We start from the raw sequence: 20,904 nt of genomic DNA, 5'->3' as shown, positions 1-20,904 counted from the left end.
ACTAAAGGAGAGAAGCTCTCATGCAGTTACAGAAGATATTTAACACGGAAGCGCCAAATCGCTCTACCCGTATTATTGAAGGCGAAAGCTCCGGTATTTTGAATTGGAACGATATTCGGATGCCGCATATGTACAAACTGTATAAAGTACTGCTGCTGAACCACTGGATTCCAGATGAAATTCCAATGTCCAAGGATGCGTCCCAGTTCCCTGTGCTGGATGCCGAAGAACAGCGCACCTTCAAAATTAACATCGGCCTGCTGGCTGTGCTGGATTCCATGCAAACCATGTTTGTCGGGGATGTAAAACGCTATTTTACCGATTCCTCACTGGAAGCTATTTCGGCGATTATCGGACAGCAGGAAGTGGTGCATAACCAGTCCTACTCCTACGTTCTGTCTTCTTTGGTGTCAGATCAGGAACAGAAGGAAATTTTTGAATACTGGAAAAACGATCCTGTCCTGCTGGAGCGTAACACATTCATCTCGGATATTTACCAGGAGTTCCGCGATGAGCAGAACCCGCAAACCTTTTTCCAAGCGATGGTAGCCGATTTGATTCTGGAAGGCATTTTCTTCTACAGTACATTTGCTTTCTTCTACAATTTGGCCCGTGATCAGAAAATGATGGCAACCAGCCAAATGATCTCGTATATTCAGCGTGATGAAAATCAGCATTGCTACTTTTTTGCTGAAGTGTTCAAGCAGCTATTGTCTGACTTCCCTGAGCTGAACACCAAGGAAAATACGGACTATGTCTATCGTATGATTAACCGTGCTGTGGAGCTGGAAACGAATTGGGCGCATTATACGCTCAAAGAGGTTCGCGGCATCGACTTGAACGAGCTGAGCGATTATATCAAATACATGGCAAATATGCGCCTGAGATTGCTTGGTATGGACAAAGCATACGAAGGCGTAGATGTAAACTGTATGCCTTGGATTAAACCATTCTCAGACGAAGCGCTGAATGCGACAAAAACGGACTTTTTTGAAGCAAAATCACGCAATTATGGCAAGGTCGGAGATGACAACGGATTTGACGATTTGTAAGTCATAAGATACAGCCTTAGCTCGGTACTTACCGGGCTAAGGCTTTTTTCATGAGAATTTACGCAAATACGCAAAAAAATCATGAAACATCTGAATTACTATTCATATTTTCCTATTTGTACACGATATATATGAAGGTGAAAAAAATATAGTAAGGAGCATATTATGAAAAGCAGCGTTAAAAAAAGAATGGGATTACAATCCAAACTCTACTTCATCTTGCTCATTCCTTTAATAGTGATTGGCATCATTGTTCTGTGGACGACCAATCAATCTATCCAAAATGCTTCTCTATCAACCATGCAGCTAAACAATGAAACGCTGGCAAAGAACACGGCCCAGCTATTGGACAAATCCGCAGTCAAGAGCTTAAATACTGATTCATCTGAGCAAAGCAGCGAGTATAAGCAGCTTCGTAACGAGTTAAATACGCTCAGGTTGCAAACTGGAATCCTGTACATCTATATGTACAATCGTGTTGGAAATGAGTGGAAAATTACGGTGGATGGAGCCGCATGGGACGACAAAGACTACAGTCCATTCGGAACTCCTGTAAGTTTTACCCTTAAAGAAACGGAAGAGAAATTGAAACAAGGGGAAACAGTGACTACAGATATCACAACGGACCCTGAGTGGGGGACGATGTTTTCCTCCTTTACTCCCATTAAGGATACAGATGGAACCATCATTGGTTATTTGGGAATCGACCGATCCCTCTCCTCTGTGACTGAAGTATACGAACATACCTTGCCCGAGGCCTACCGATTAGTTATCCCTGTTATCTCCATCATTCTGATCATCTCAATTGCGGCTATGATGCTGGTAACCCGGCGGATACTGCGTCAGGTGAGATTTATTAAAAATACACTGGAGCAAGTAGCCGACGGCAACCTTACGGTTACATCGTCGCAAGTAACCTATGATCAGTTAGGCGAAATCAGCAAATTGACGAACAAAATGGTGGAAGCCATGTCGAATATGATTGTGGATATTCAAAGCAGTTCAAGCACACTCCAGCACGCATCGGAGAATATTGTCGTGACAACGGAAGGAACACTCCACCAGACTGAGGAACTGTCCCGTACACTCCAGCAAATTGCCGATGTCTCTATTAACCAAGCGGATCAAGCGGTGGAATCGGTTCAACAATCTGATCGATTAGGACAAACGCTGGATGAAGTCGGAAGCCATGTGCAACAATTTACGGATACGGCCCATCATCTCAATGAGGTTCGTAATCAGGTAGCTAGTGAGCATGAACTGTTATTAGAGAAAGGACGAGAAAGCGCCTTGCGTATCAAGCAGATGCAGCGCATGTCACACGCGTTAACCGAAAAATCCCGCGAGGCGGCTAACATCGGTCAGCAGGTACAGGGCATCGTAAAGCAGACGCAGATTTTGTCCTTTAATGCATCTATTGAAGCCTCACGTGCAGGCGAAGCTGGCAAGGGTTTTTCTGTGGTCGCTCATGAAATGGGACAACTTGCCCAACAATCCGCCATATCGATTCGTGAAATCGACGAAATCTTAAAAAGCTTTGTTGAGCAAATTGAGCAAATGGGTGATCAATTTGATGAAAACATAAAGACCGTCAATGAACAAGAAACCCAAATTTCTGTATGTCTACAGTCTGTTGACAAAGTCACCCAGGTTTCACAGGAAGTTCAGGAGTTAGCTGCACATCTGGCTCAATTGACGGCAGAGATGCAAGAGGTACGTCACAGCGTAGATCAACATTTAAATCATACAGCCAGCGCGGCACAGCAGACTGCCGGAATGACAGAAGATGTATCAGCAAGCGCTCAGAAGCAGGCCCTAGCGGTAAAAGAACTATCCGAAGTAGCCCGCAATCTGACCACACTATCAAACAATCTGCAGCGACATGCTGACCAGTTCCGGGTGAAAAACGCTGAATAGTAAAAAAGGGATTACCCATGCATGATGAATTGTGACTCGTAAGATGAACCTTTGAAAAAGCGTTTCTTTTACGGGTCATTTGCGTTTTCAACAGATGAATACAAGATGTGTCTGGAGCGGATCAGTGGCAGATGATCTATGCGTGCGTGTCGACTAAGAGGCACTTCTTTTCTTTACATACTAAACATGCATCTGTGCTGATTGCCCATGATTGGCTATTTGCGGCTTCAGTTCATCCATGATGCATTTAGCCGCTTCCTCGCCAGCCTCGACGCATTCAGGCCATTTTGTAAAATCAAACGCCGCAATATGTCCGACTTCAGGGCGAATAACAGCGTCTGCTAGCCGGAGACTATTATGCTTTCGTTCGGCGGTCATCAAGCTGTAAGAGCGGTATACAACTTCCACCATATTTCGCGGCGGCTTCTTTTCATGTCCCCGTGCCACATCAACAGCAATTACTAAACAATCTGCTTCCCGACTCATCTCTTCTACAGGCAAATTGTTTAATACCCCTCCGTCGACCAGCATCTTGCCTTCATGCATCACAGGAGCGAATAAGCCAGGAAACGCCATCGTAGCCCGCAGTGCTGTCACCAAATCACCTTGTTCAAAAATGAATTGCTTGCCTTCCAGTAAATCGATAGAAACAGCTTCAAAACGGATAAGAAGATCCTCAATCTTCTGCGTATGCTGTCCATACTGCTGCAGTAGCTCATTCACCACCGTATTCATGCTGTTACCGCCAATTAAACCACGATGGCGTATGCCGATATCCAACAGGCGGTATTTAGGTGTATTTTTAATACAATCCAATAGAGCATCCGTAGGAACACCCGCCGCATAAAGTCCGCCAACAATGCCGCCCATACTCGTACCGACGATACAATCGACCTGAATCCCGTGTCTTTCGAACGCTCTCAGTACCCCCAAATGAGCAAGTCCTCTGACTGCTCCCCCACCCAAAACCAATCCTACCTTCGGCATATACGCAACCCCTTTACATGTATTTACTGCATGCGTCCAAACACACAAAAGACCCAAAAACTAAACGTAAGGAGGCCAGCTTCCTCTCCTCACAAATGACTCATTCCTGTTATATTCAAAAATGAAAAGCCTCGCTTAGAAAATCGGAAAGCAACCCTTTTTCCTCGTCAGAAAGATCCGAAATGGATTGCAGAAAACGGGAAACCAGCTCCGTAATTTCAAGGCCTAGTTCATCGTTCATCGTTTGTAAGGCCATACCCAACACAGTGCCAACAAACATGGTCATGCCCATTTCCTTGCTTGGCGCTGTAAGGACAATCCGCTGAATCAAGGGACCTCTTTTACCTCCCAGCTTCTTCAAGTACATCAAAAGCAGCCCTATAATATAGGCGCAAAAATTGATTCTGACACTGGCTTCAGGAATTTCAGCCCAAATTTTTCGGACCGCCTCATTGGGACCTGTATTGTTCAAATCCTTGAGCAGTCCCGAGATATTCTCGACGGTTTTTTTCCAATCCACCAGATCCACTAATTCATTCCGGGACTGGTTGAACAAATCCGAAGCTTTATCTGTAGGTACAAATACAACCTGTGAACGTCCGGTTACCTTGGTATTCACCTCATAGCTGCGCGTAATAAACCCGAGCTTTTCAATTTCTTTCAGCATGTCATAGGCCGTCCACTTACTAACCCCTAATGATTTAGCCAAGGCCTCATAATGAATAGGTAGTTTTGTTTTTTGGTACAGTTCCACTAATGTATGCAAAAATTGCAGTCGGCGTTTAGTAAGTGACACGATAGCGTTGTAACCTCCCTGTGTAATTCTCTATGAATTCGTTTTCGGGTTTTTTGTGTCTAAATATTAGCACTGAATACCCATATAAGCAAGCCTCATAATGATTATTGATTCTCACACAGCGGGCTGCTCTTTTACATATTTCCTTTTTAATTGGCTTGTGTTATATTTTTATCCATATCGTTTTTTGGTTTTTTTGGTCTTTACGGTCTTTTGTGTGATTATTTTATTGGAGGGAAACGTTCATGCAATCAACTCTCAAGCCCAACGGCATTACTATTACGGGTGCAGGATTCTATGTACCGGCATCACTATTCACCAATTTGGAATTAGCCGCATCTCTGGATACATCCGATGAATGGATCACTCAGCGAACAGGTATCCGTCAGCGATATATCGCAGAAGCATCCGCAGAAACCTCTGATCTTGCCGTCCTGGCTGCAACTCATGCTTTACACCGTGCTCAATTATCATCGGAAGATGTGGATCTTATTGTAGTGGCAACGTCCACCCCTGACTATGCTTTCCCTTCCACGGCCATGTTGGTCAAGCAAAAGCTAGGAAGCCGCGCACCTGCATTCGACTTATCGGCAGCCTGCTCCGGTTTTGTATATGCCCTCTCGATCAGCAGTGACATGATGAAGGCGGGTGCATACCACAACGTCCTGGTGATTGGAGCAGACAAGTTCTCCAAAATCGTAGATTGGCAGGACCGTAATACCGCCGTTTTATTTGGAGATGGAGCAGGTGCTGTTGTCCTTCAATCTCATCCCGGTGCTTTCTCGTCTTTTTCCTTGCTTGGCTCGGAAGAACGTGGAGCAGACATGCTGATCTCCCCCGTCACAGGGCCTATTACAATGCATGGACGAGAGGTTTTCAAGTTTGGGGTGCGCATTCTGGAATCTATGCTGACTAAAGTTATGGAGGAATTAAGATTAAGCATAGATGATATTGCTTTGATCATTCCGCATCAGGCCAATATCCGAATCATTGAACATGCGGCAGTTAAGTTGAAAATTCCACTGGATAAGTTCTTTATAAATATCGAAAAATACGGAAATACGTCAGCTGCTTCTATTCCCATTGCGCTCGCGGAAGCTATGGAACAGCAGCGAATTCAAGCTGGTGATATTGTCGTCCTGGCTGGCTTCGGCGCAGGATTAGCCTGGGGTGTTCAAGTTATTCAGATCGCATAAATTCTTCAGTTCAACAGACAAAAAGGAGTGAACTAAAATGGAGCATTCGCTAACGTAGCGAAATGCTCCATTATTATGTTGTGAAAGCCAAGCAGAGTTCACCTTTATCCAGGTACGTGCATACATATAACCTAGAACTAAGCAATCAAAAACTCAGGCCTTTCTAGTCACGATGGTGGCATTAACGCTGTTTTTACCTGCTTCATATAAGAGGGATATCCTCCCGTATGTTGGAGCATTTCAATTTCACGCAAAATACGTGGCAAGTCAGCGACCGAGTTCATCACGATGTGGGCTCCTGCCCTTTTCAAACCATATACACTCTGTCTGCGCCGTTCCTCAGCCACTCTGTCGTCCACTTCATGGCTGGTCGTTTGAGCTGCGGTCGTCACGCTTTCGTTATGGTTCAACACACCAATCGTCCATACGCCGGCGTTCCGTCCCTCTTGCATATCGGCTGCTGTATCTCCTACTTTCACAATATCGCTCAGCGGAAATACCTGCAAGCGATGTGCAATTTCATAGATCATCCACGGATAAGGCCTCCCCTGCGAAACTTCACAAGGGGCAACCATACAATCCAGCGTATAGGGTGACTGTGCAGGCGTAAATACGTGACTGAGCATCTCCATCGGACAGGATGCAGTGGCACCTGACTGAATGCGACGATCCTGCAACTCCTGCAGCGCCCTGTCTATACCGATAGCAGGCTCAGCCCCTTGGATCAAAGAGCGGAGAACAGGGACAAGCTCAAGATAAATATGCTCAATATCCGCTCTGCCGGGATGCGCACCAAAGCACTCCAGCCATTTTCTCCGAACCTCTGAAAGTCCCAGCACATTCGCAATATGATCCCGGATCGGCATTCCTCGCCCATGAGATACCTGTTCTTCAGTTACCTGTATACCTTTCCATCTGAAAATGTCACGCATTCCCTGGGTTAAGCCTCGTCCTCCGGGGTCTAACAATGTACTTTCGAGATTAAAAATAACCGCTTGTATCATGCAATCCCCGCCTTTCCGTACCGCGGCTATCCGCAATCTTTATTTTGCTTAGGAACATGATACACAGCTAACGTAAACTGAAATGTCGTAAACGGTAAGCGGATTGTAATTGAAAATAAATTCCTTGATTGGTTGTGAATACCGAGTGTGATAAGAGGAGGAGTCGCAACATGAGACAGCCTTGGAATGAATTTAATTCCAAAATGCCTTGGCGGATGGAGCTTGGTTGTTATGCGCTGAATAAACTGGCCTGTGGAGGATTGGTTTTTGGTCTCTTATGGGTTTACTGCTATCTGACAGAGGAAATAACAGGAATTCCTTTGACTATAGCAGGCAATAGTGGTGAACTGACCGCGCAGCTGTGGGCCTATGGTTTTGCCCTTCCTGCTGCTCTTGCCGCTGATGCGCTACGCGATCTTTTACCCTGGCTTCGCAAGCCCGAGCGGATCACCCTATACCTCGCTGCAGGATTCAGTGTCTTTCTCCTGCTAGGTTCTTTGATGTCGCCTGCCGGAACGGGCATTTTATGGAGCAACAGCATAGCAGGTGCAGGGATTACACTGCTGTATTATGGAGGAAGGCACTGGCTAAACCGTGAATATGGATTACAGATTATGCTGGCCTTCCTCCTGCCACTGCTGCTATGGCCTATAGGGCTTCAATAATGTCGCCAGCGATCACAGAGGCAGGATGCTGGCGATGACGTGCGGCTGTTTCTCCAGCCGCACCATGCAAATACACGCCAAAGGCTGCTGCCTGCGAAGCATTCAAGCCCTGGGCCAGCAAACCTGCGATGATACCTGTCAGCACATCGCCCGCACCGCCTGTCGCCATCCCAGCATGGCCTGTGGTATTGACGTAGGCCGTTCCGTCGGGACAAGCGATGACAGTGCGCGCTCCTTTGAGCACCAGCGTGACCCCACGTGTCCGGGCGTACTCCCGGGCATGGGTGATACGGTCACGCTGCACCTCTGCTGTCGGTATACCCAGTAGGCGAGCCATTTCACCGGGGTGCGGCGTCAGTACGACCGCCGCACTTCTTGGCTTCCAAGCCTCCAGCTCAGGCCCGGCCGAGGCGAGGATGTTCAAGGCGTCCGCATCAAGCACGAGCGGACCGCCGTATTCCTCCCACAGGCGGCGCAGCCAGCCGGTGTCCCCTGCAAAGCGGCCGAGGCCGGGGCCGACGGCCAGTACATCGCGTGCCTGCGCGAGCTGTAGCAGCTCGTCTGCGGAGTCGGCATTCCATTCGCCGTCTCCGCCTGCTGCCGCGGCAGCGAGCATCAGTTCCGGCGCGGCGCCAATGGCGCGCGGCAACAACGCCTCGGGCACCGCCCACGTGACAAGGCCGCTGCCGATGCGCAGGGCGGCACGTGCGGCCAGCAAGCCCGCGCCGCTCATGCGCAGGCTTCCAGCCGCGACCAGAACGTGGCCGTAGGTGCCCTTGTGCCCATCCGGCACGCGGCTGCGGCTTACATCCACGTCCAGCGCAGCGCGCAGCGTGTCACGGGTCAAGAGCCGCAGCTGCACGCCGCACTCACGGGCAAGGCCGGGTGGAATACCGATGTAGCGTACCACCACATCGCCTGCGGTCCCGGCACCCGGATATTGGACGAGCCCACGCTTCAAGTAAGCGAGGCATACGGTGACGCGCGCACGAATGCACGGCTCGTGCAGCGCACCTGTGTCGGCGTCGAGGCCGCTAGGCACGTCTACCGACACGAGCGGCGCGCCGCTGGCATTGGCCTCGCGGATCAGCGAGGCGTAGGGTTCGCGCGGCGGGCCCTGCGTGCCCGTGCCCAGCAGGGCATCGACGATGCCGGAGGCGCCGCGCAGATCGAAGGTATCCCGGCCATAGAGGATCACCGGGATACCCAGAGCCGCGATGATATCGCGCTGCGCAGCCGCTTCACCGCGCAGCGTGTCTGGCGGCTCGACGTACACAACGGTGACGCGCAGCCCTGCATCGGTCAGATGACGGGCTGCCACCAGTCCGTCACCACCGTTGTTGCCTTTACCTATGAGGATATACCAGTGTTCTCGTTCCCGTAAGTCATGTCGTCCTTGACTCCACGTCTCTGTCCGTATAACACCGCCATGTCCCGGTATATCCCCCGGCCCGGTGTGTGTAACCTCTTCTGTCCACTGCGATCCCAACACTTCAGCACGATCAATCCCACGTGTTAGATCAGCAGTGCCTACTGAGAAGCCGCCGCTATTGCTCTTCCCACTTCTTTCGCCACATAGCTTCAACACCTCGTCAGCTACCGCGCGCCCGGCATTTTCCATCAAGGTAAGGGCCGGGATACCCAGCTTGTCAATTGTATAGCGATCCAATTCTCGCATTTCTTCGGCGGTCACCATATACATGCTTTTCGCCTCCCGTATGGCTATCCCTGCTTATTAATATCCGACTGTAAAACGGGAATTGACAAATTCCCCTTCTACTAACTCATCAATCAGGGCTACCGCATAATCTTCGACCGAGATACGGCTATGGCCTAATTCGTCAACCACCAAATGATCCAAACCAATACGGAACTGTCCTGTACGTTTTCCCGATTCAATCATTCCGGCAGGACTACAATAGGTCCAGTCTACATCCGCAACGCGGTACAGCTCTAGTGCATCTGCATGGGCAGCCGCCAGTGGCTTCACTTCCTCTGGAAACTCGGCGGTATCCATGAGGCGTTCACCGTTTTCTGTTTTCAAGCTTCCCGCTCCGCCCACAACAAGTATGCGCTGCACGCCGGAACGCCGGGTTCCTTCCAGCAAAGAACGAGTCGCTTCGAGCAGTTCTTCCTCTTCTCCAAACTTGGGACCGTACGCGCTAATGATAGCATCGTGCCCTTTGGCCACTTCCGTAACGGAATTCGGATTTAGAATATCTGCTTGAACTACCGTCAAATATTCACTTTGCTCCGTCATACGTTGCGGATCGCGCACCGCCGCCGTCACCTGATACTTACGCTTGATAGCTTCCTTTACTAACGCTTTGCCGATTGTCCCTGTTGCCCCGAAAATAATAACCTTCATATTCACTGCCTTCTTCCTGTCTATAATTTTCTTACTGTTATTTATCCGTTTTATGTTCAACTCAAACTCGTACAGGATTTCAGTTTACAGTCCTCCCGGCTGTCGCCAGTACATCCCTTCTGACCTCGGGCTAACCAACTGGAAGCCGAACTGTGCATACAATTGATCGGCTGGTTTATCCGCAATCAGCGTTGCAAAGCTGCCCGCCGGAACCTCCCGTCTTAAATACTCCATAATCTCTTCCATAAGCTTACGCCCATAACCCTTCCCCTGATGGGAAGGCTTGACTGCAATATCCGTAACCAGAAAAAAGACACCACCATCACCGCTCACCCGGCCCATCCCGATCAATTCCTGTCCTAGCCGCAATGTCACAGCAAATAAACTATTCGGCAGGCCCTTGGCTGCCGCTTCTTCTGTAATTTGAGACAAACCAGCTTCCTTGCGCAAAGCCCGATATTCCTCGACGGATGGAATGGCGTAAGCTACACGAAGAAGCTCATACGGGTGATTCGATGTCTCATGATGTTCTGTTGCATTTACTATATTTTTATTCATGCCGAATCTCCTCTTCCTGCTTGTAATCTTGTCTATTTTACCAAAAAATACTTCATATATCTTGGTCAGAGATATACAAGCCCTTGAAATGCCTGTGTGGTCTGTGCAATAGTGTAGAAAGAACAATGGAAGGAGGGATTGCGGGTGTCCCCGACGGACTTCGCGGCGTTAGCCGCATATATCTCACCCGGTCTGATTGCCTTCCTGCTGGCGTTGTCTTTGATGGTATGGCTGTATGTTCACAGTGCAGCCCAGCTTCGAAATTCGCGTCAGCAGCGGCTGGAAGAATTACAGGAATCGCTGCGTATCTATGGACGATTAGCTGGTTGTCTCCAAACCGCTACCCAGAACGGGTTCAATAACAGCGAAAGGCAGTACCAGAACGGACTCATCCACGCTCTTCAGGAAGCCAAAGCTGCTCCCTATTTGACCCCTCACCTTCAAGAGCAGGTTCAAGCATCCCTCCGGGAATGTGATACGTTCCGCAGAGAATTGCTTCTCAAATCACTGGAGCGTGAAATGAACAAACTCATTGAGGAACGGCGTCTTGTTCTGCTGGAATCTCATGCTCCGGGCTGGGGAACAGCATTGTGGAAGCTATTGCGCCCAGCAGCTGGTCCGTTGGCGCTGGCAGGAATCGTCTGGTTGGTCTCAAGACTGGTTGTGGAACTGATAGCCTCCAGCCATGTCGATGTTAGTCTGCCCGATATTGCACAATCTGCCTCATGGCTCAAAGGGTATGCATGGATGAGATTCGTTTCAGGCCTGATCGCCCTACTGTATGTATATCGACTGATGACCCTTCGCAGGCAAAATGATCTGGACGTGACGGCATCCCATTTTCCAACAAGCCTGTTGTGCTTGGTAATCGCCGCTGTCGCCCTGTTTCAATGGATCGGACCGGAAGCGTCTCCCTACATACTGGCTGTTCAGCTTGTGCTGTTCTTGATCGGCTTCCGACTTACCCGAGGCCGTTCGCGCAGTGATCGTCCTTATGTTGGTCATCCCGGATTGATCAAGGCAGATGCTTCTCAACATCAGGATTTACACACAGCAGATAAAGATAAAACGGCTGACTCTTCTTTGGCAGAAGAACATATCCGGTCCTAAACACCAATGGCACAGGACTCTATCCCGTATCCACCCTGCAAATCACATACCATCACAGGACATCCCAACAACAAAGAAAGAGTTTATGGGGGTGTCCTGTTTTTTGAACAATTTTTGGCTTTTTGAGGGGTTAGGCTTGTGCCAGTGATCAAGGAAAGGGTATATTGTTTATATAAATGTAAATCATATCGTTTTTTATGTATGAATATTGAAAAAAATCCATATATGTTAAACTACCATCAATTTATGATGTACGTTAGAATTGGAGGAACTATGCAACTGGACATTTCTGAAAAATCACTTCCCGTTTATGAAGCGCTGGCCAGTGAGGTTCGGCTAAACATGATTGTTCTGCTTGCGGAGAAGCCTATGAATATACGTGAGCTGGCGGAAGCGTTGGGGCTCAGCAGTGCGATTATGACGATGCATGTCAAGAAACTGGAGAGAGCGTCCATTATTTCGACCAAAATGCTGCCTGGACGAGGCGGGGTACAGAAAGTGTGCTCACTGGCTACAGACAAAATTGAAATCGCCATGCCACGCTACCAGCAGGATGTACGACAATTCCATCAGACGGAGATTTCTGTGGGACACTTTACAGATTTTGAAATACAGGCGACCTGCGGACTGGCTACCGTCGAAAAGATCATTGGTGAATTCGATGAGCCTCGTTCGTTCTTGGACCCTGAGCGCTTCAATTCCAAAATTCTGTGGTTCAGCCAAGGATATATGGATTATAAGGTGCCGAATTTCCTACTGTCCAGCCAAAAAGCTGAGGAACTGGAAATTTCGATGGAACTATCATCCGAGGCCCCTTTTACCAATGATAATTGGCCTTCAGATATCACTTTTTTCCTAAATGATGTGAATTTGGGTACATGGACCAGCCCAGGGGATTTCGGGGATAACCGTGGTAAATACACACCTGCATGGTGGCCTGATTTTATCAATCAATATGGTCTCCTTAAAAGACTTCGCGTTACCTCTGAAGGTACCTTTATGGATGGCAAGCAAATATCTGACGTGACTTTAAGCCAAGTGCTGATTGATCAGAAGCAATGGAAATTCCGTATTGCCATATTGGATGATGCCCAGCATGTTGGGGGGGTTACCCTGTTCGGTACCGGATTCGGTAACTACAATCAGGACATCCTGTTCCGTTTGTACTACAAACCTGCAGAAAATCATACCAAAACAGTAACGGTAGAAGCTGGCGACAGCAGCAAATAGTTTTTAGGCCACTTCAAAACCTGAACACGGCGTTTTGCCCATGCCTTTCATGGGAAACAAAGCGCCGTGTTTTATTTTTTTTATCCACTTGTATCGTACTCTTTTGCCACGTGCTATCCGATTAGCGTACAGGTTCAATACACACAGGTGAAGGAACCTCCAGCACATATCCCGTTCGGGTCAGCCGTCCATCCTCACTATGGATGGCAAAGGAAACGAGGTTGTTTCCATCCTGATTCGCCACTACCAGATAACCGGACAAGATGTTGAAGTTACGAGGTGTGCTGCCGAAGGTTTCCACCCATTCCACCGTCTTCAGCTTGCCGCTGTCCAGGTCGACATGGTATAGCACGATGCTGTCATGGCCGCGGTTTGACACATACAAAAAGCGTCCACAGGGCGTAATCCGAATATCGGCTGCTGTATTTTCTACATCTATAATGCCTTCTGGCAGTGTGGACAGGCTTTGCATCAATGTAAGCTCACCATTACGTTCGTTATAACTAAACACAGCAACTGTATTGTTCAACTCATTGGCGACAAAAGCATATGGACGCGAAGGATGAAAAACCAGATGACGCGGTCCAGAACCAGGTGGCAAATCTGTCTCACGATGGGTCACCAGTTTTCCATCCTCTGTCAAACGGTATACCACAATCTGATCCAGTCCCAGATCACATATCAGGGCATACTGTCCTGAAGGATCTGGAATAATCGAATGCGGATGTGCCGCATCCTGGCGGTCCTGGCGAATACCTGAGCCGGTATGCTGAACTTGCCCCGACATGTCTTCTAACCCTCCAGCTTCCGTCACAGGGAACACAACGGCATTGCCGCCTGAATAGTTAGAAGCCAGTACATATCGTCCATCGGTTGTTACGGAAACATAGCAAGTATGCGCTCCCTCTGTCCCTTTTCGATCCAAAGGATGTAATTGCCCCGTCTGGGTATTCACCTGATACGCATACAGCTCGCCTCCTTCTGTTTCACTGGCAGCATACAGCTTCGTCCCATCCGGGTGTAGTGCTAGAAAAGAAGGTCTCTCGATCCCTTCCACACCTCCAACCATGCGCAGATCACCATTGGTCACATGCAAAGCACATACATATATTCCTCTTTCCTGACGAGACGCATAAGTTCCTGTATAAAATAACTGCTCATTCCGCTCTTCCATCGGCTCTCATCTCCTTCTAGCTGTTTTTCACATATGATCTGGCTTTTAGCTCTACTATTGGTCTTGTTGTAAACTCATCATGCATTATTACCCAAGATTCTGTCGTTTCATTAACGTTTCGCGATGTATGCAAAAAAATAGCCTCCTTCGGTGCCAACTGTGGTTCACAAGAACGTCACAGTTCACACCAAAAGAGACTAAGTTTACGAAAAGAACAACATTAAACCGCTGTGGTTTGCGTATCTCTGTTATTCCATTTTACAGCCAGCCCCAAACTAAGAATGAGAATGGCTGCCCCAAAAATGTACGGTAAATTGATATGCACCTCGAACAATGTACCCGCAAGCGCAGGTCCCAGAATATTACCAATACTCATATAAGCATTGTTCATGCCGGCTGCAACTCCCTGCTCATCCCCCGCCATTTTGGATAAAGCAGTATTAATGGCTGGCCGCAGCAACGACGTAGCGGTAAAGAAGATGAGCGATACCCCGAGTACATAATAAAAGTTGCCGGAGAGCAGCATAAGCACAAGGGAAATCGCTGAAAACAGAAAGGAACCGATAATGACACCTTTTTCGCCAAAACGATTCAACATCGGGCTAATGACCACAGCTTGAATCACGGTTCCGACCAGTGCTCCTACGGTAATAATGATAGCAATATCACGCTCATTGTAATGAAACTTGCCCGTCACGAAGAAAGGAAACATCGTTTCAAAATGCGTCAGTCCAAAGGTTAACGTGAATATCATAATCAGCAGCATAAAGTAAGGCTTGCGAAAAGAAAGGGCAAACTGTTTAATCACATTGTCCCGTTTGACCTTGACATTCCGAAACTTCAACTGTTTCTCCAGCGACAAGGTTTCGGGCAGCATAATCAAGGAAATCAGTGCAGCTACGCCCGATACGGCCGCCGAAACATATAAGGGCGTACGAATCGAGATATCTGCCAGCAAGCCGCCCACACCAGGACCGATCACAAAGCCAAGAGACATGGCGGCACCCAACAGCCCCATTCCTCTACCGCGATTGTGGACCGTTGTAATGTCAGCAATATAGGCCATCATCGGAGGAATCATAAAAGCTGCCCCTGCACCTCCCAGCAAACGTGAGATATACAGCATGGTCAACGATTCCCCAATCGCAAACAATACAGAAGACGCCGTCATGATTACCAAACCGATAATAATCATTTTTTTACGTCCGTATTTATCGGACCATTCTCCCGCTAGCGGCGAAAACAGGAATTGGGTTAAGCCAAACACGGCAACCAAATAACCACCCGTTTCACCACTGCCTCCCAAGGAGCTCATAAACTTGGGAAGGATCGGAATAATGAGGCCAATTCCCAGCATGGCAATAAACATATTAATCATCAAAATGACCAGCGGCCCCATTTTCAACTGTTGTGAATCTGACATGTAGCGTTTTGTCCTCCTCAAATTCTTTATTTCGTATACGAAAATCTTATTTTGCAACCATTCCAGCAAAACTCTTCATTATATTAATAGAGAGAGAGACAAATAACAATCATAAAATACTTCCGATAACCCTGAATCTTTCCTTTGGCAGAACAGCAAAAAGGAACAACCTGAATAGACAGTGTTGTCCCTCTCATAACGAACGACCAGGATGAATTTCTGGAACGGTCTGGCGGTCCCTACGAACTTTATTGTGGATCTTCGAATAGCTCCTGTATCATCTTTTCCCTGTTATTCAGAAATTGTTTCGTAATGATAAAATGATCGGTTTCCTCTAGCGTCCGGGTGTCGATCCCTTCATGTGTCAGATGATACAAGATGGAATCTGGATAAGCCATCAAAATCGGGGAATGAGTAGAAATGATAAACTGTGAGCCCTGCTGCACCAGCTCGTGAATCCGTGCAAGCATGGCCATCTGGCGCAAAGGTGATAACGCTGCCTCCGGTTCATCCAAAATATACAACCCTTGTCCTCCAAACCGATGCACAAAGGCAGCAAAAAAGGACTCACCATGTGACTGCTCATGCAGCGATTTACCCCCATAGGAATCTCGAATCGGTCGCCCTCCTCCTTCGCGATCCAGCTCGTCAATATGAGTCGCCACGTTATAGTAGCTCTCGGCTCGGAAAAAGAAGCCATCCCGCGGCTTATCTATCCCTCTCACCAGCCGGACATACTCATGCAGCGAGGAATGTGTGGCTTGTGTAGAAAAATTGAAATTTTTAGTACCGCCCTCTGGATTAAATCCCCACGCGACCGCGATTGCTTCCATAAGCGTCGATTTACCTACGCCATTTTCTCCAATAATATAGGTGACGGAAGGATGGAATTTCAGTTCGTTCCATTGGTGCAGGGCTTTTAAGTTAAACGGATATTGGCTCTCGTCAGCATCTGGAGGCCATATCAGCTCCAGGCGACGTATGAAAAGATTGCGGTCCCATATACTCATGTCCAGTTCAGCTCCATTGCCAAGCAATTCACTAGGTTTTCCATCATTATATTGGATTTATTTACAGCAATCAATCTGAAATCCCATTTCGTAACCCTTCTGTTGTTATTCAAGCGATTATTGTAGGTATAATGTATAGTAATGTTCATTGGGCATGAATTCTAAGTGTATATCTCATTCTTTTTCAAGCAGGTGAATCTATGAAGTCAAATCACAAACCGATCCAATCCTTTAAAATCGTACAGTTCTTGATGACCATCTACAGGCAGCGATTGACACGTATTTTGCTACCGTTGGCTGTACTGGCTTTTATTATATGGGAGGCAGGACGAGAACTAAATGACTTTAATCTGGCGCGTATGTTTCATGAGCTGCGGCGAATGGATGCCACGTTTCTCATCGAAATTGGCTTGTTCTCACTGGCTGCAGTGGCGGCTATGAGCGCCTACGATTACGTAATTAGGCATCATTTCAAGCTTCAGGTCAAGCCTGGGACGACATTTCGCTACGCCTGGATCTCCAATACCTTCAATAATGTCTTTGGTTTTGCAGGCTTTACAGGGGCGGGACTTCGCACCGTACTGTATAAAAAAAGCGGTGTGCCGTTAGGTGTCATCACCTCTGCCGTCGTATTTCTTTCGCCGGTCGTCATTACCGGACTATCTTTGCTGGCTTGGGGGGCCGTTGTCCATCTGTATCCGGTACAGCCTGTGCTGGATGCTCATCCTTGGCTTCATTGGGCACTGTGGGGAATGGCATTGTACCTGCCGCTATTTCTGATCATGCAGCGCTCCAAACGGTACTCCACATGGTTCAACAAGGGAGAAGGACAGCTTTCCTGGTCCACTATCTCCGCTTCCATTAGTGCTTCCCTGCTGGAATGGCTGCTGGCTGGCCTTACCTTTGCATGGATCGGCTCGCACTTGCTCCATGAACTTCCGATCCATGCTGTGTTCGGCATTTATGTGATAGCCGCGATTGCCGGGTTGATCAGTCTTGCACCCGGAGGGGTCGGGGCATTCGACATCATTGCCCTGCTCGGGCTGCAAATGGCGGGAGCCAACTCAGATCGGGCACTGGCTGTGCTGCTGGTCTTTCGCGTCTTTTATTACATCATCCCGTGGCTCATCGGCTTGGTATTAGCCGCGCTGGAAATGATTCCACGTAACGAGCGCCTGAATCAGCTAGCTGAGACGGGCTGGGATTACTCCCTTAATGCCTGGCAGAAGGTATGGGGCTGGCCTGGTCAATTCCGGTTTTTGGCCGATCTAGGGGTATGGGCGCTTGGTAAGCTGGTACTCATCTCCGGCGTGGTGCTTCTTTTGTCGGCAGCTACGCCCGGTCTGTTATATCGGCTACGTTTTGCTGAGCATTTGCTCAGCCTGCCCGTCATGCGCTTGTCGCATGAAATCTCGGTCATCATCGGGATTATGCTTGTCGTCCTGTCCCACGGAATCTCTCTGCGTATTCGCAGAGCATTGCGGCTGACATTGATACTGCTGCTGACAGGAGCTATTTTCACCTTCACTAAAGGTCTAGATTTTGAAGAAGCCTTATTCCTACTGTTTGTGGCGTTAATGCTATGGATCTCGCGTTCGCGGTTTTATCGGGTCAGTGCACCGCTGAATCGGCACAATATTTTAATATGGGGTGGATTATCTCTACTCGTAACCGGGGCTTACTTTATCATTGGGGCTGGCTCCAACACTCCTTTTATGCGCCATTTGCATGCCAAGGTCCATCTGGACTTTTTTATGAACCGCAGCGATTACGGAGTTACCGCCGTGTTTAGTCTGATTTTGGCATGGGTATTCCTAACGGTATATTTCTTTCTTCGACCTCAGCGTAGCATCGCCAATCTACCCGACGAGCAGGAGCTGGATAAGCTAAAAGAATTTTTGGAACGGCAGGGTGGTAATCTCGTTTCTCATATGCTTTTTCTGGGCGATAAATATCTGTATTGGACCAAGAATGAACAGGTGGTCATTCCCTATGCGCGCAGCCGGGACAAACTGATTGTATTAGGTGACCCACTCGGTCCAAAAGAACATGTGAGTGAAGCCATTCAGGAATTTCAGCGTTTCGCAGATCGGTATGCGTTAACGGCTGTATTTTATCAGGCCTCGCCGGAGTATTTGTCCATTTATCACGAGAACGGCTATCGCTTTTTCAAACTGGGCGAGGAAGCACTGGTGCCGCTGGAATCCTTTACACTGACGGGCAAAAGCAATCAGGCGCTACGCAGCGCCAAAAACCGCTTTGACCGCGAGGGCTACTCGTTCGAAATCATCCAACCACCTTTAGAGGCTTCACTGATTGAGGAGATGCGGCATGTTTCGAATATTTGGCTGGACGGGCGCAAGGAGAAGGGATATTCACTCGGCTGGTTCAAAGAACCCTATCTTCAGTTGGCTCCGATTGCATTGCTAAAGGACTCTGAAGGGAAGGTCATCGCTTTCGCTACGATGGCGCCTGCCTACGATCATGGACGGACGGTCTCCATTGACCTGATGCGCCACTTGCCTGATACGCCAAATGGCACGATGGATTATTTATTCACACGGGTCATTGAGTGGGCCAAGGAGAGTGGATATACGACATTTAATCTGGGAATGGCACCGCTGTCCCAGGTAGGACAAAGCGAAAAGGCATTACGCGAGGAAAAGCTGGCTCGACTTGTTTTCCAATACGGGGGACATTTTTACGGTTTTCAGGGGCTTCGGCGCTTTAAGGATAAGTTCAAGCCCCAATGGGAGCCGCGCTATCTGGCCTATCCGGCTTCTGTCTTTCTACCGATCCTGACGCTGGAGCTGGTTTATCTTGTGTCCAAACGATCGGACTAAACAAAGGGCTGACAACAGAAACTTTAATAGCCTAACACGACGTAAAAAAGGGTGTTCCCCAACCACGAACGGTTGAAGGAACACCCTTTTACATTCACAAATCTTCTTAGAAGCTGCCTTTTACAACAACTTCAGAAAGTGGAAAACGTCCTGATGGACGTGCTGGCACTTGTGCCTTACCTACGCTAATAAGCAGGGTTGGCAGGTAACGTGCTGGAATATTGAATTGCTCGATCAATTGTGCTGGAATGAAACCGCCCATTGCGCAAGTGTCGTAGCCCAGAGATTTAGCAGCCAGCATAATGTTTTGTGCTGCAAAAGCAGAGTTCAGGATGGCGGCATCGCGAGCTACTTGCGGGTTTTGGTACGCGCCGTTGATTTGACCTACCAATGCATCACGGATTTCCGCTGGCAGTGCGCCTGCTTCTACCGCTTGATCATAAATGACGGTGTTGCGGTTCGCTTCCAAATCACCCAATACGGCAATCGTAACGGAACTTTCCGCTACTTGACCCTGATTGTAGGCGATAGGTAGCAATTTTTGTTTGTCCGCTTCGCTTTCGATGACAAGGAATTTCCAATGTTGAAGGTTCCAAGCGGAAGGAGCTTCTATCGCCGCAGTCAAAATAGCCTTCAAATCTTCCTCTGGCAATTTAAAATCCTTAACATAGCTCTTTACCGCGTGTCTTTCACTAATAGTAGATAGAGTTTCATTTTTTGGACTGCTCGACATTCTAGGCACACTCCTAATTTCTTAATATATATCTAACTTGAATCCTCATTAACTTCCCAAACTACTGCAATTATAAAAATGATAGTGAATGATGTCAATATGTTTAAGTATGACCCTGCACTCAAAATACAGTACAATACGGATTAAGACATACATATCGGCAGATGCCTGCCGATGGGACAAGACACGGGTGAGTCATTTTGTTCTCATTTGAATTAAAAAAGGAGCGTTACTATGATTGGATCTTTTAAAAAAACGGATATTGCTTTGTTTGCCGCCTGGGTTGTAGCTTGTGTGGCAACTTTGGGCAGTCTGTATCTCAGCGAGATTTTGGGGTATGAGCCTTGTAAGCTGTGCTGGTTTCAGCGCATTCTGATGTATCCCCTGACCCTTCTACTCGGGATCGCCTATTTTCGAGGGGATTCGGGGATACGTCGTTACGTCATGCCGTTGGCTATCATTGGAGGCGCGATTTCGGCCTATCATTTTATCATTCAGCGCATCCATGCAGCCGCCAAAGCAGCTGCGCAAACTTCAACTTCCTGCGGCAGAGTATCCTGTGAACAGGATTACCTGAACTGGTTCGATTTTATTACCATTCCTTTTCTCGCACTGATCGCCTTTATCCTTATTATTGCAGCCATGGGTTATATCATGCGTCAGGAGAAAAAATCAGCTCAAGGAGAGGTACAAGCAAAGGAACTCGCATAAGTATGAAAGAGACCTAATTATAAGGACCCGTTACCACCAAGAGGCGTATAATCCGCTTGCCAGAGGAAAGACTGTAACTAAATATATCCATTGGATATGTGGTATAATGTAAAAGGTTTGCAGTCTG

The 20,904-nt window shown here is 48.0% G+C and carries 18 protein-coding genes; 8 read left to right on the top strand and 10 right to left on the bottom strand.

All coding sequences use genetic code 11. The features are described from left to right. The first annotated feature begins 20 nt into the window (after nt 1-20). Together T3H97_RS02425 and T3H97_RS02420 are read left to right on the top strand one after the other, a co-directional pair. On the top strand, nt 21-1,052 hold the full coding sequence (locus tag T3H97_RS02425; RefSeq protein ID WP_023986750.1) for a ribonucleotide-diphosphate reductase subunit beta: 1,032 nt from the start codon (nt 21-23) through the stop codon (nt 1,050-1,052). Between the two features lie 165 nt (nt 1,053-1,217). Beyond that, nucleotides 1,218-2,969 (top strand): methyl-accepting chemotaxis protein, encoded by a 1,752-nt coding sequence (locus T3H97_RS02420; RefSeq protein WP_025723694.1) that lies wholly within the window; start codon nt 1,218-1,220, stop codon nt 2,967-2,969. A gap of 180 nt (nt 2,970-3,149) precedes the next feature. On the opposite strand, the gene T3H97_RS02415 is transcribed toward T3H97_RS02420, so the two are convergent. After that, nucleotides 3,150-3,956 (bottom strand): patatin-like phospholipase family protein, encoded by an 807-nt coding sequence (locus tag T3H97_RS02415; protein ID WP_328801580.1) that lies wholly within the window; start codon nt 3,954-3,956, stop codon nt 3,150-3,152. Between the two features lie 115 nt (nt 3,957-4,071). Next, nucleotides 4,072-4,752 carry a LexA family transcriptional regulator gene (locus tag T3H97_RS02410; RefSeq protein WP_328801579.1) on the bottom strand — a complete coding sequence of 227 codons (681 nt, stop codon included), beginning with the start codon at nt 4,750-4,752 and terminating at the stop codon, nt 4,072-4,074. A 245-nt stretch (nt 4,753-4,997) separates the two neighbouring features. On the opposite strand from T3H97_RS02410, the gene T3H97_RS02405 reads away from it, so the two are divergent. Then, complete coding sequence (locus T3H97_RS02405; protein WP_328801578.1) at nt 4,998-5,948, top strand: beta-ketoacyl-ACP synthase III; 951 nt, start codon at nt 4,998-5,000, stop codon at nt 5,946-5,948. A 167-nt stretch (nt 5,949-6,115) separates the two neighbouring features. Here T3H97_RS02405 and T3H97_RS02400 read toward each other — a convergent pair whose 3' ends face one another. After that, nucleotides 6,116-6,952 (bottom strand): HAD hydrolase-like protein, encoded by an 837-nt coding sequence (locus T3H97_RS02400; protein ID WP_328801577.1) that lies wholly within the window; start codon nt 6,950-6,952, stop codon nt 6,116-6,118. Between the two features lie 170 nt (nt 6,953-7,122). Between T3H97_RS02400 and T3H97_RS02395 the strand changes: the two genes are divergently transcribed. Continuing rightward, on the top strand, nt 7,123-7,617 hold the full coding sequence (locus T3H97_RS02395) for a hypothetical protein (protein ID WP_328801576.1): 495 nt from the start codon (nt 7,123-7,125) through the stop codon (nt 7,615-7,617). Here T3H97_RS02395 and T3H97_RS02390 read toward each other — a convergent pair. From T3H97_RS02390 to T3H97_RS02380, 3 genes are all read right to left on the bottom strand, one after another. Continuing rightward, nucleotides 7,601-9,319 carry an NAD(P)H-hydrate dehydratase gene (locus tag T3H97_RS02390; RefSeq protein ID WP_328801575.1) on the bottom strand — a complete coding sequence of 573 codons (1,719 nt, stop codon included), beginning with the start codon at nt 9,317-9,319 and terminating at the stop codon, nt 7,601-7,603. The two genes, T3H97_RS02395 and T3H97_RS02390, sit on opposite strands and share 17 nt — an antisense overlap. A gap of 33 nt (nt 9,320-9,352) precedes the next feature. After that, a complete protein-coding gene (locus T3H97_RS02385) occupies nt 9,353-9,985 on the bottom strand; it encodes an NAD(P)-dependent oxidoreductase (RefSeq protein ID WP_328801574.1) in 633 nt (210 codons plus the stop codon). 84 nt (nt 9,986-10,069) lie between these two features. Then, entirely contained in the window at nt 10,070-10,543 is a 474-nt protein-coding gene (locus T3H97_RS02380; RefSeq protein ID WP_328801573.1) for a GNAT family N-acetyltransferase, read from the bottom strand. Nucleotides 10,544-10,687: 144 nt separating this feature from the next. On the opposite strand from T3H97_RS02380, the gene T3H97_RS02375 reads away from it, so the two are divergent. Together T3H97_RS02375 and T3H97_RS02370 are read left to right on the top strand one after the other, a co-directional pair. Continuing rightward, a complete protein-coding gene (locus T3H97_RS02375) occupies nt 10,688-11,653 on the top strand; it encodes a hypothetical protein (RefSeq protein ID WP_134903085.1) in 966 nt (321 codons plus the stop codon). 273 nt (nt 11,654-11,926) lie between these two features. Beyond that, entirely contained in the window at nt 11,927-12,883 is a 957-nt protein-coding gene (locus tag T3H97_RS02370) for an ArsR/SmtB family transcription factor (protein ID WP_134903086.1), read from the top strand. A gap of 121 nt (nt 12,884-13,004) precedes the next feature. Here the strand turns inward: T3H97_RS02370 and T3H97_RS02365 are convergent, their stop codons facing one another. The 3 genes from T3H97_RS02365 to T3H97_RS02355 form a co-directional block, all read right to left on the bottom strand. Then, entirely contained in the window at nt 13,005-14,057 is a 1,053-nt protein-coding gene (locus tag T3H97_RS02365; RefSeq protein WP_134903087.1) for a lactonase family protein, read from the bottom strand. A gap of 220 nt (nt 14,058-14,277) precedes the next feature. Further along, nucleotides 14,278-15,480: an MFS transporter gene (locus tag T3H97_RS02360; RefSeq protein ID WP_134903088.1), complete on the bottom strand. Its 1,203-nt coding sequence runs from the start codon at nt 15,478-15,480 to the stop codon at nt 14,278-14,280. Between the two features lie 248 nt (nt 15,481-15,728). Then, a complete protein-coding gene (locus T3H97_RS02355) occupies nt 15,729-16,490 on the bottom strand; it encodes an AAA family ATPase (RefSeq protein WP_328801572.1) in 762 nt (253 codons plus the stop codon). 200 nt (nt 16,491-16,690) lie between these two features. On the opposite strand from T3H97_RS02355, the gene mprF reads away from it, so the two are divergent. Next, complete coding sequence (gene mprF / locus T3H97_RS02350) at nt 16,691-19,333, top strand: bifunctional lysylphosphatidylglycerol flippase/synthetase MprF (protein ID WP_328801571.1); 2,643 nt, start codon at nt 16,691-16,693, stop codon at nt 19,331-19,333. 106 nt (nt 19,334-19,439) lie between these two features. On the opposite strand, the gene T3H97_RS02345 is transcribed toward mprF, so the two are convergent. Continuing rightward, nucleotides 19,440-20,066: a nitroreductase family protein gene (locus T3H97_RS02345; RefSeq protein ID WP_328801570.1), complete on the bottom strand. Its 627-nt coding sequence runs from the start codon at nt 20,064-20,066 to the stop codon at nt 19,440-19,442. A 234-nt stretch (nt 20,067-20,300) separates the two neighbouring features. On the opposite strand from T3H97_RS02345, the gene T3H97_RS02340 reads away from it, so the two are divergent. Continuing rightward, entirely contained in the window at nt 20,301-20,777 is a 477-nt protein-coding gene (locus tag T3H97_RS02340; RefSeq protein ID WP_053324504.1) for a disulfide oxidoreductase, read from the top strand. The last annotated feature ends 127 nt before the right edge of the window (nt 20,778-20,904 follow it).

The organism is Paenibacillus sp. LX16, from assembly GCF_036252815.1.
Lineage (GTDB): Bacteria > Bacillota > Bacilli > Paenibacillales > Paenibacillaceae > Paenibacillus > Paenibacillus polymyxa_B.
The sequence above is the reverse complement of the archived record's forward strand: the minus strand, read 5'-3'. Positions and strand labels throughout refer to the sequence as shown.

What these genes read in the sequence shown, in the direction of transcription:
- T3H97_RS02425 (WP_023986750.1), top strand. Translation starts at nt 21, where the DNA reads ATGCAGTTACAGAAGATATTTAACACGGAAGCGCCAAATCGCTCTACC.
- T3H97_RS02420 (WP_025723694.1), top strand. Translation starts at nt 1,218, where the DNA reads ATGAAAAGCAGCGTTAAAAAAAGAATGGGATTACAATCCAAACTCTAC.
- T3H97_RS02415 (WP_328801580.1), bottom strand. Translation starts at nt 3,956, where the DNA reads ATGCCGAAGGTAGGATTGGTTTTGGGTGGGGGAGCAGTCAGAGGACTT.
- T3H97_RS02405 (WP_328801578.1), top strand. Translation starts at nt 4,998, where the DNA reads ATGCAATCAACTCTCAAGCCCAACGGCATTACTATTACGGGTGCAGGA.
- T3H97_RS02400 (WP_328801577.1), bottom strand. Translation starts at nt 6,952, where the DNA reads ATGATACAAGCGGTTATTTTTAATCTCGAAAGTACATTGTTAGACCCC.
- T3H97_RS02395 (WP_328801576.1), top strand. Translation starts at nt 7,123, where the DNA reads ATGAGACAGCCTTGGAATGAATTTAATTCCAAAATGCCTTGGCGGATG.
- T3H97_RS02390 (WP_328801575.1), bottom strand. Translation starts at nt 9,319, where the DNA reads ATGTATATGGTGACCGCCGAAGAAATGCGAGAATTGGATCGCTATACA.
- T3H97_RS02385 (WP_328801574.1), bottom strand. Translation starts at nt 9,985, where the DNA reads ATGAAGGTTATTATTTTCGGGGCAACAGGGACAATCGGCAAAGCGTTA.
- T3H97_RS02380 (WP_328801573.1), bottom strand. Translation starts at nt 10,543, where the DNA reads ATGAATAAAAATATAGTAAATGCAACAGAACATCATGAGACATCGAAT.
- T3H97_RS02370 (WP_134903086.1), top strand. Translation starts at nt 11,927, where the DNA reads ATGCAACTGGACATTTCTGAAAAATCACTTCCCGTTTATGAAGCGCTG.
- T3H97_RS02365 (WP_134903087.1), bottom strand. Translation starts at nt 14,057, where the DNA reads ATGGAAGAGCGGAATGAGCAGTTATTTTATACAGGAACTTATGCGTCT.
- T3H97_RS02360 (WP_134903088.1), bottom strand. Translation starts at nt 15,480, where the DNA reads ATGTCAGATTCACAACAGTTGAAAATGGGGCCGCTGGTCATTTTGATG.
- T3H97_RS02355 (WP_328801572.1), bottom strand. Translation starts at nt 16,490, where the DNA reads ATGAGTATATGGGACCGCAATCTTTTCATACGTCGCCTGGAGCTGATA.
- mprF (WP_328801571.1), top strand. Translation starts at nt 16,691, where the DNA reads ATGAAGTCAAATCACAAACCGATCCAATCCTTTAAAATCGTACAGTTC.
- T3H97_RS02345 (WP_328801570.1), bottom strand. Translation starts at nt 20,066, where the DNA reads ATGTCGAGCAGTCCAAAAAATGAAACTCTATCTACTATTAGTGAAAGA.
- T3H97_RS02340 (WP_053324504.1), top strand. Translation starts at nt 20,301, where the DNA reads ATGATTGGATCTTTTAAAAAAACGGATATTGCTTTGTTTGCCGCCTGG.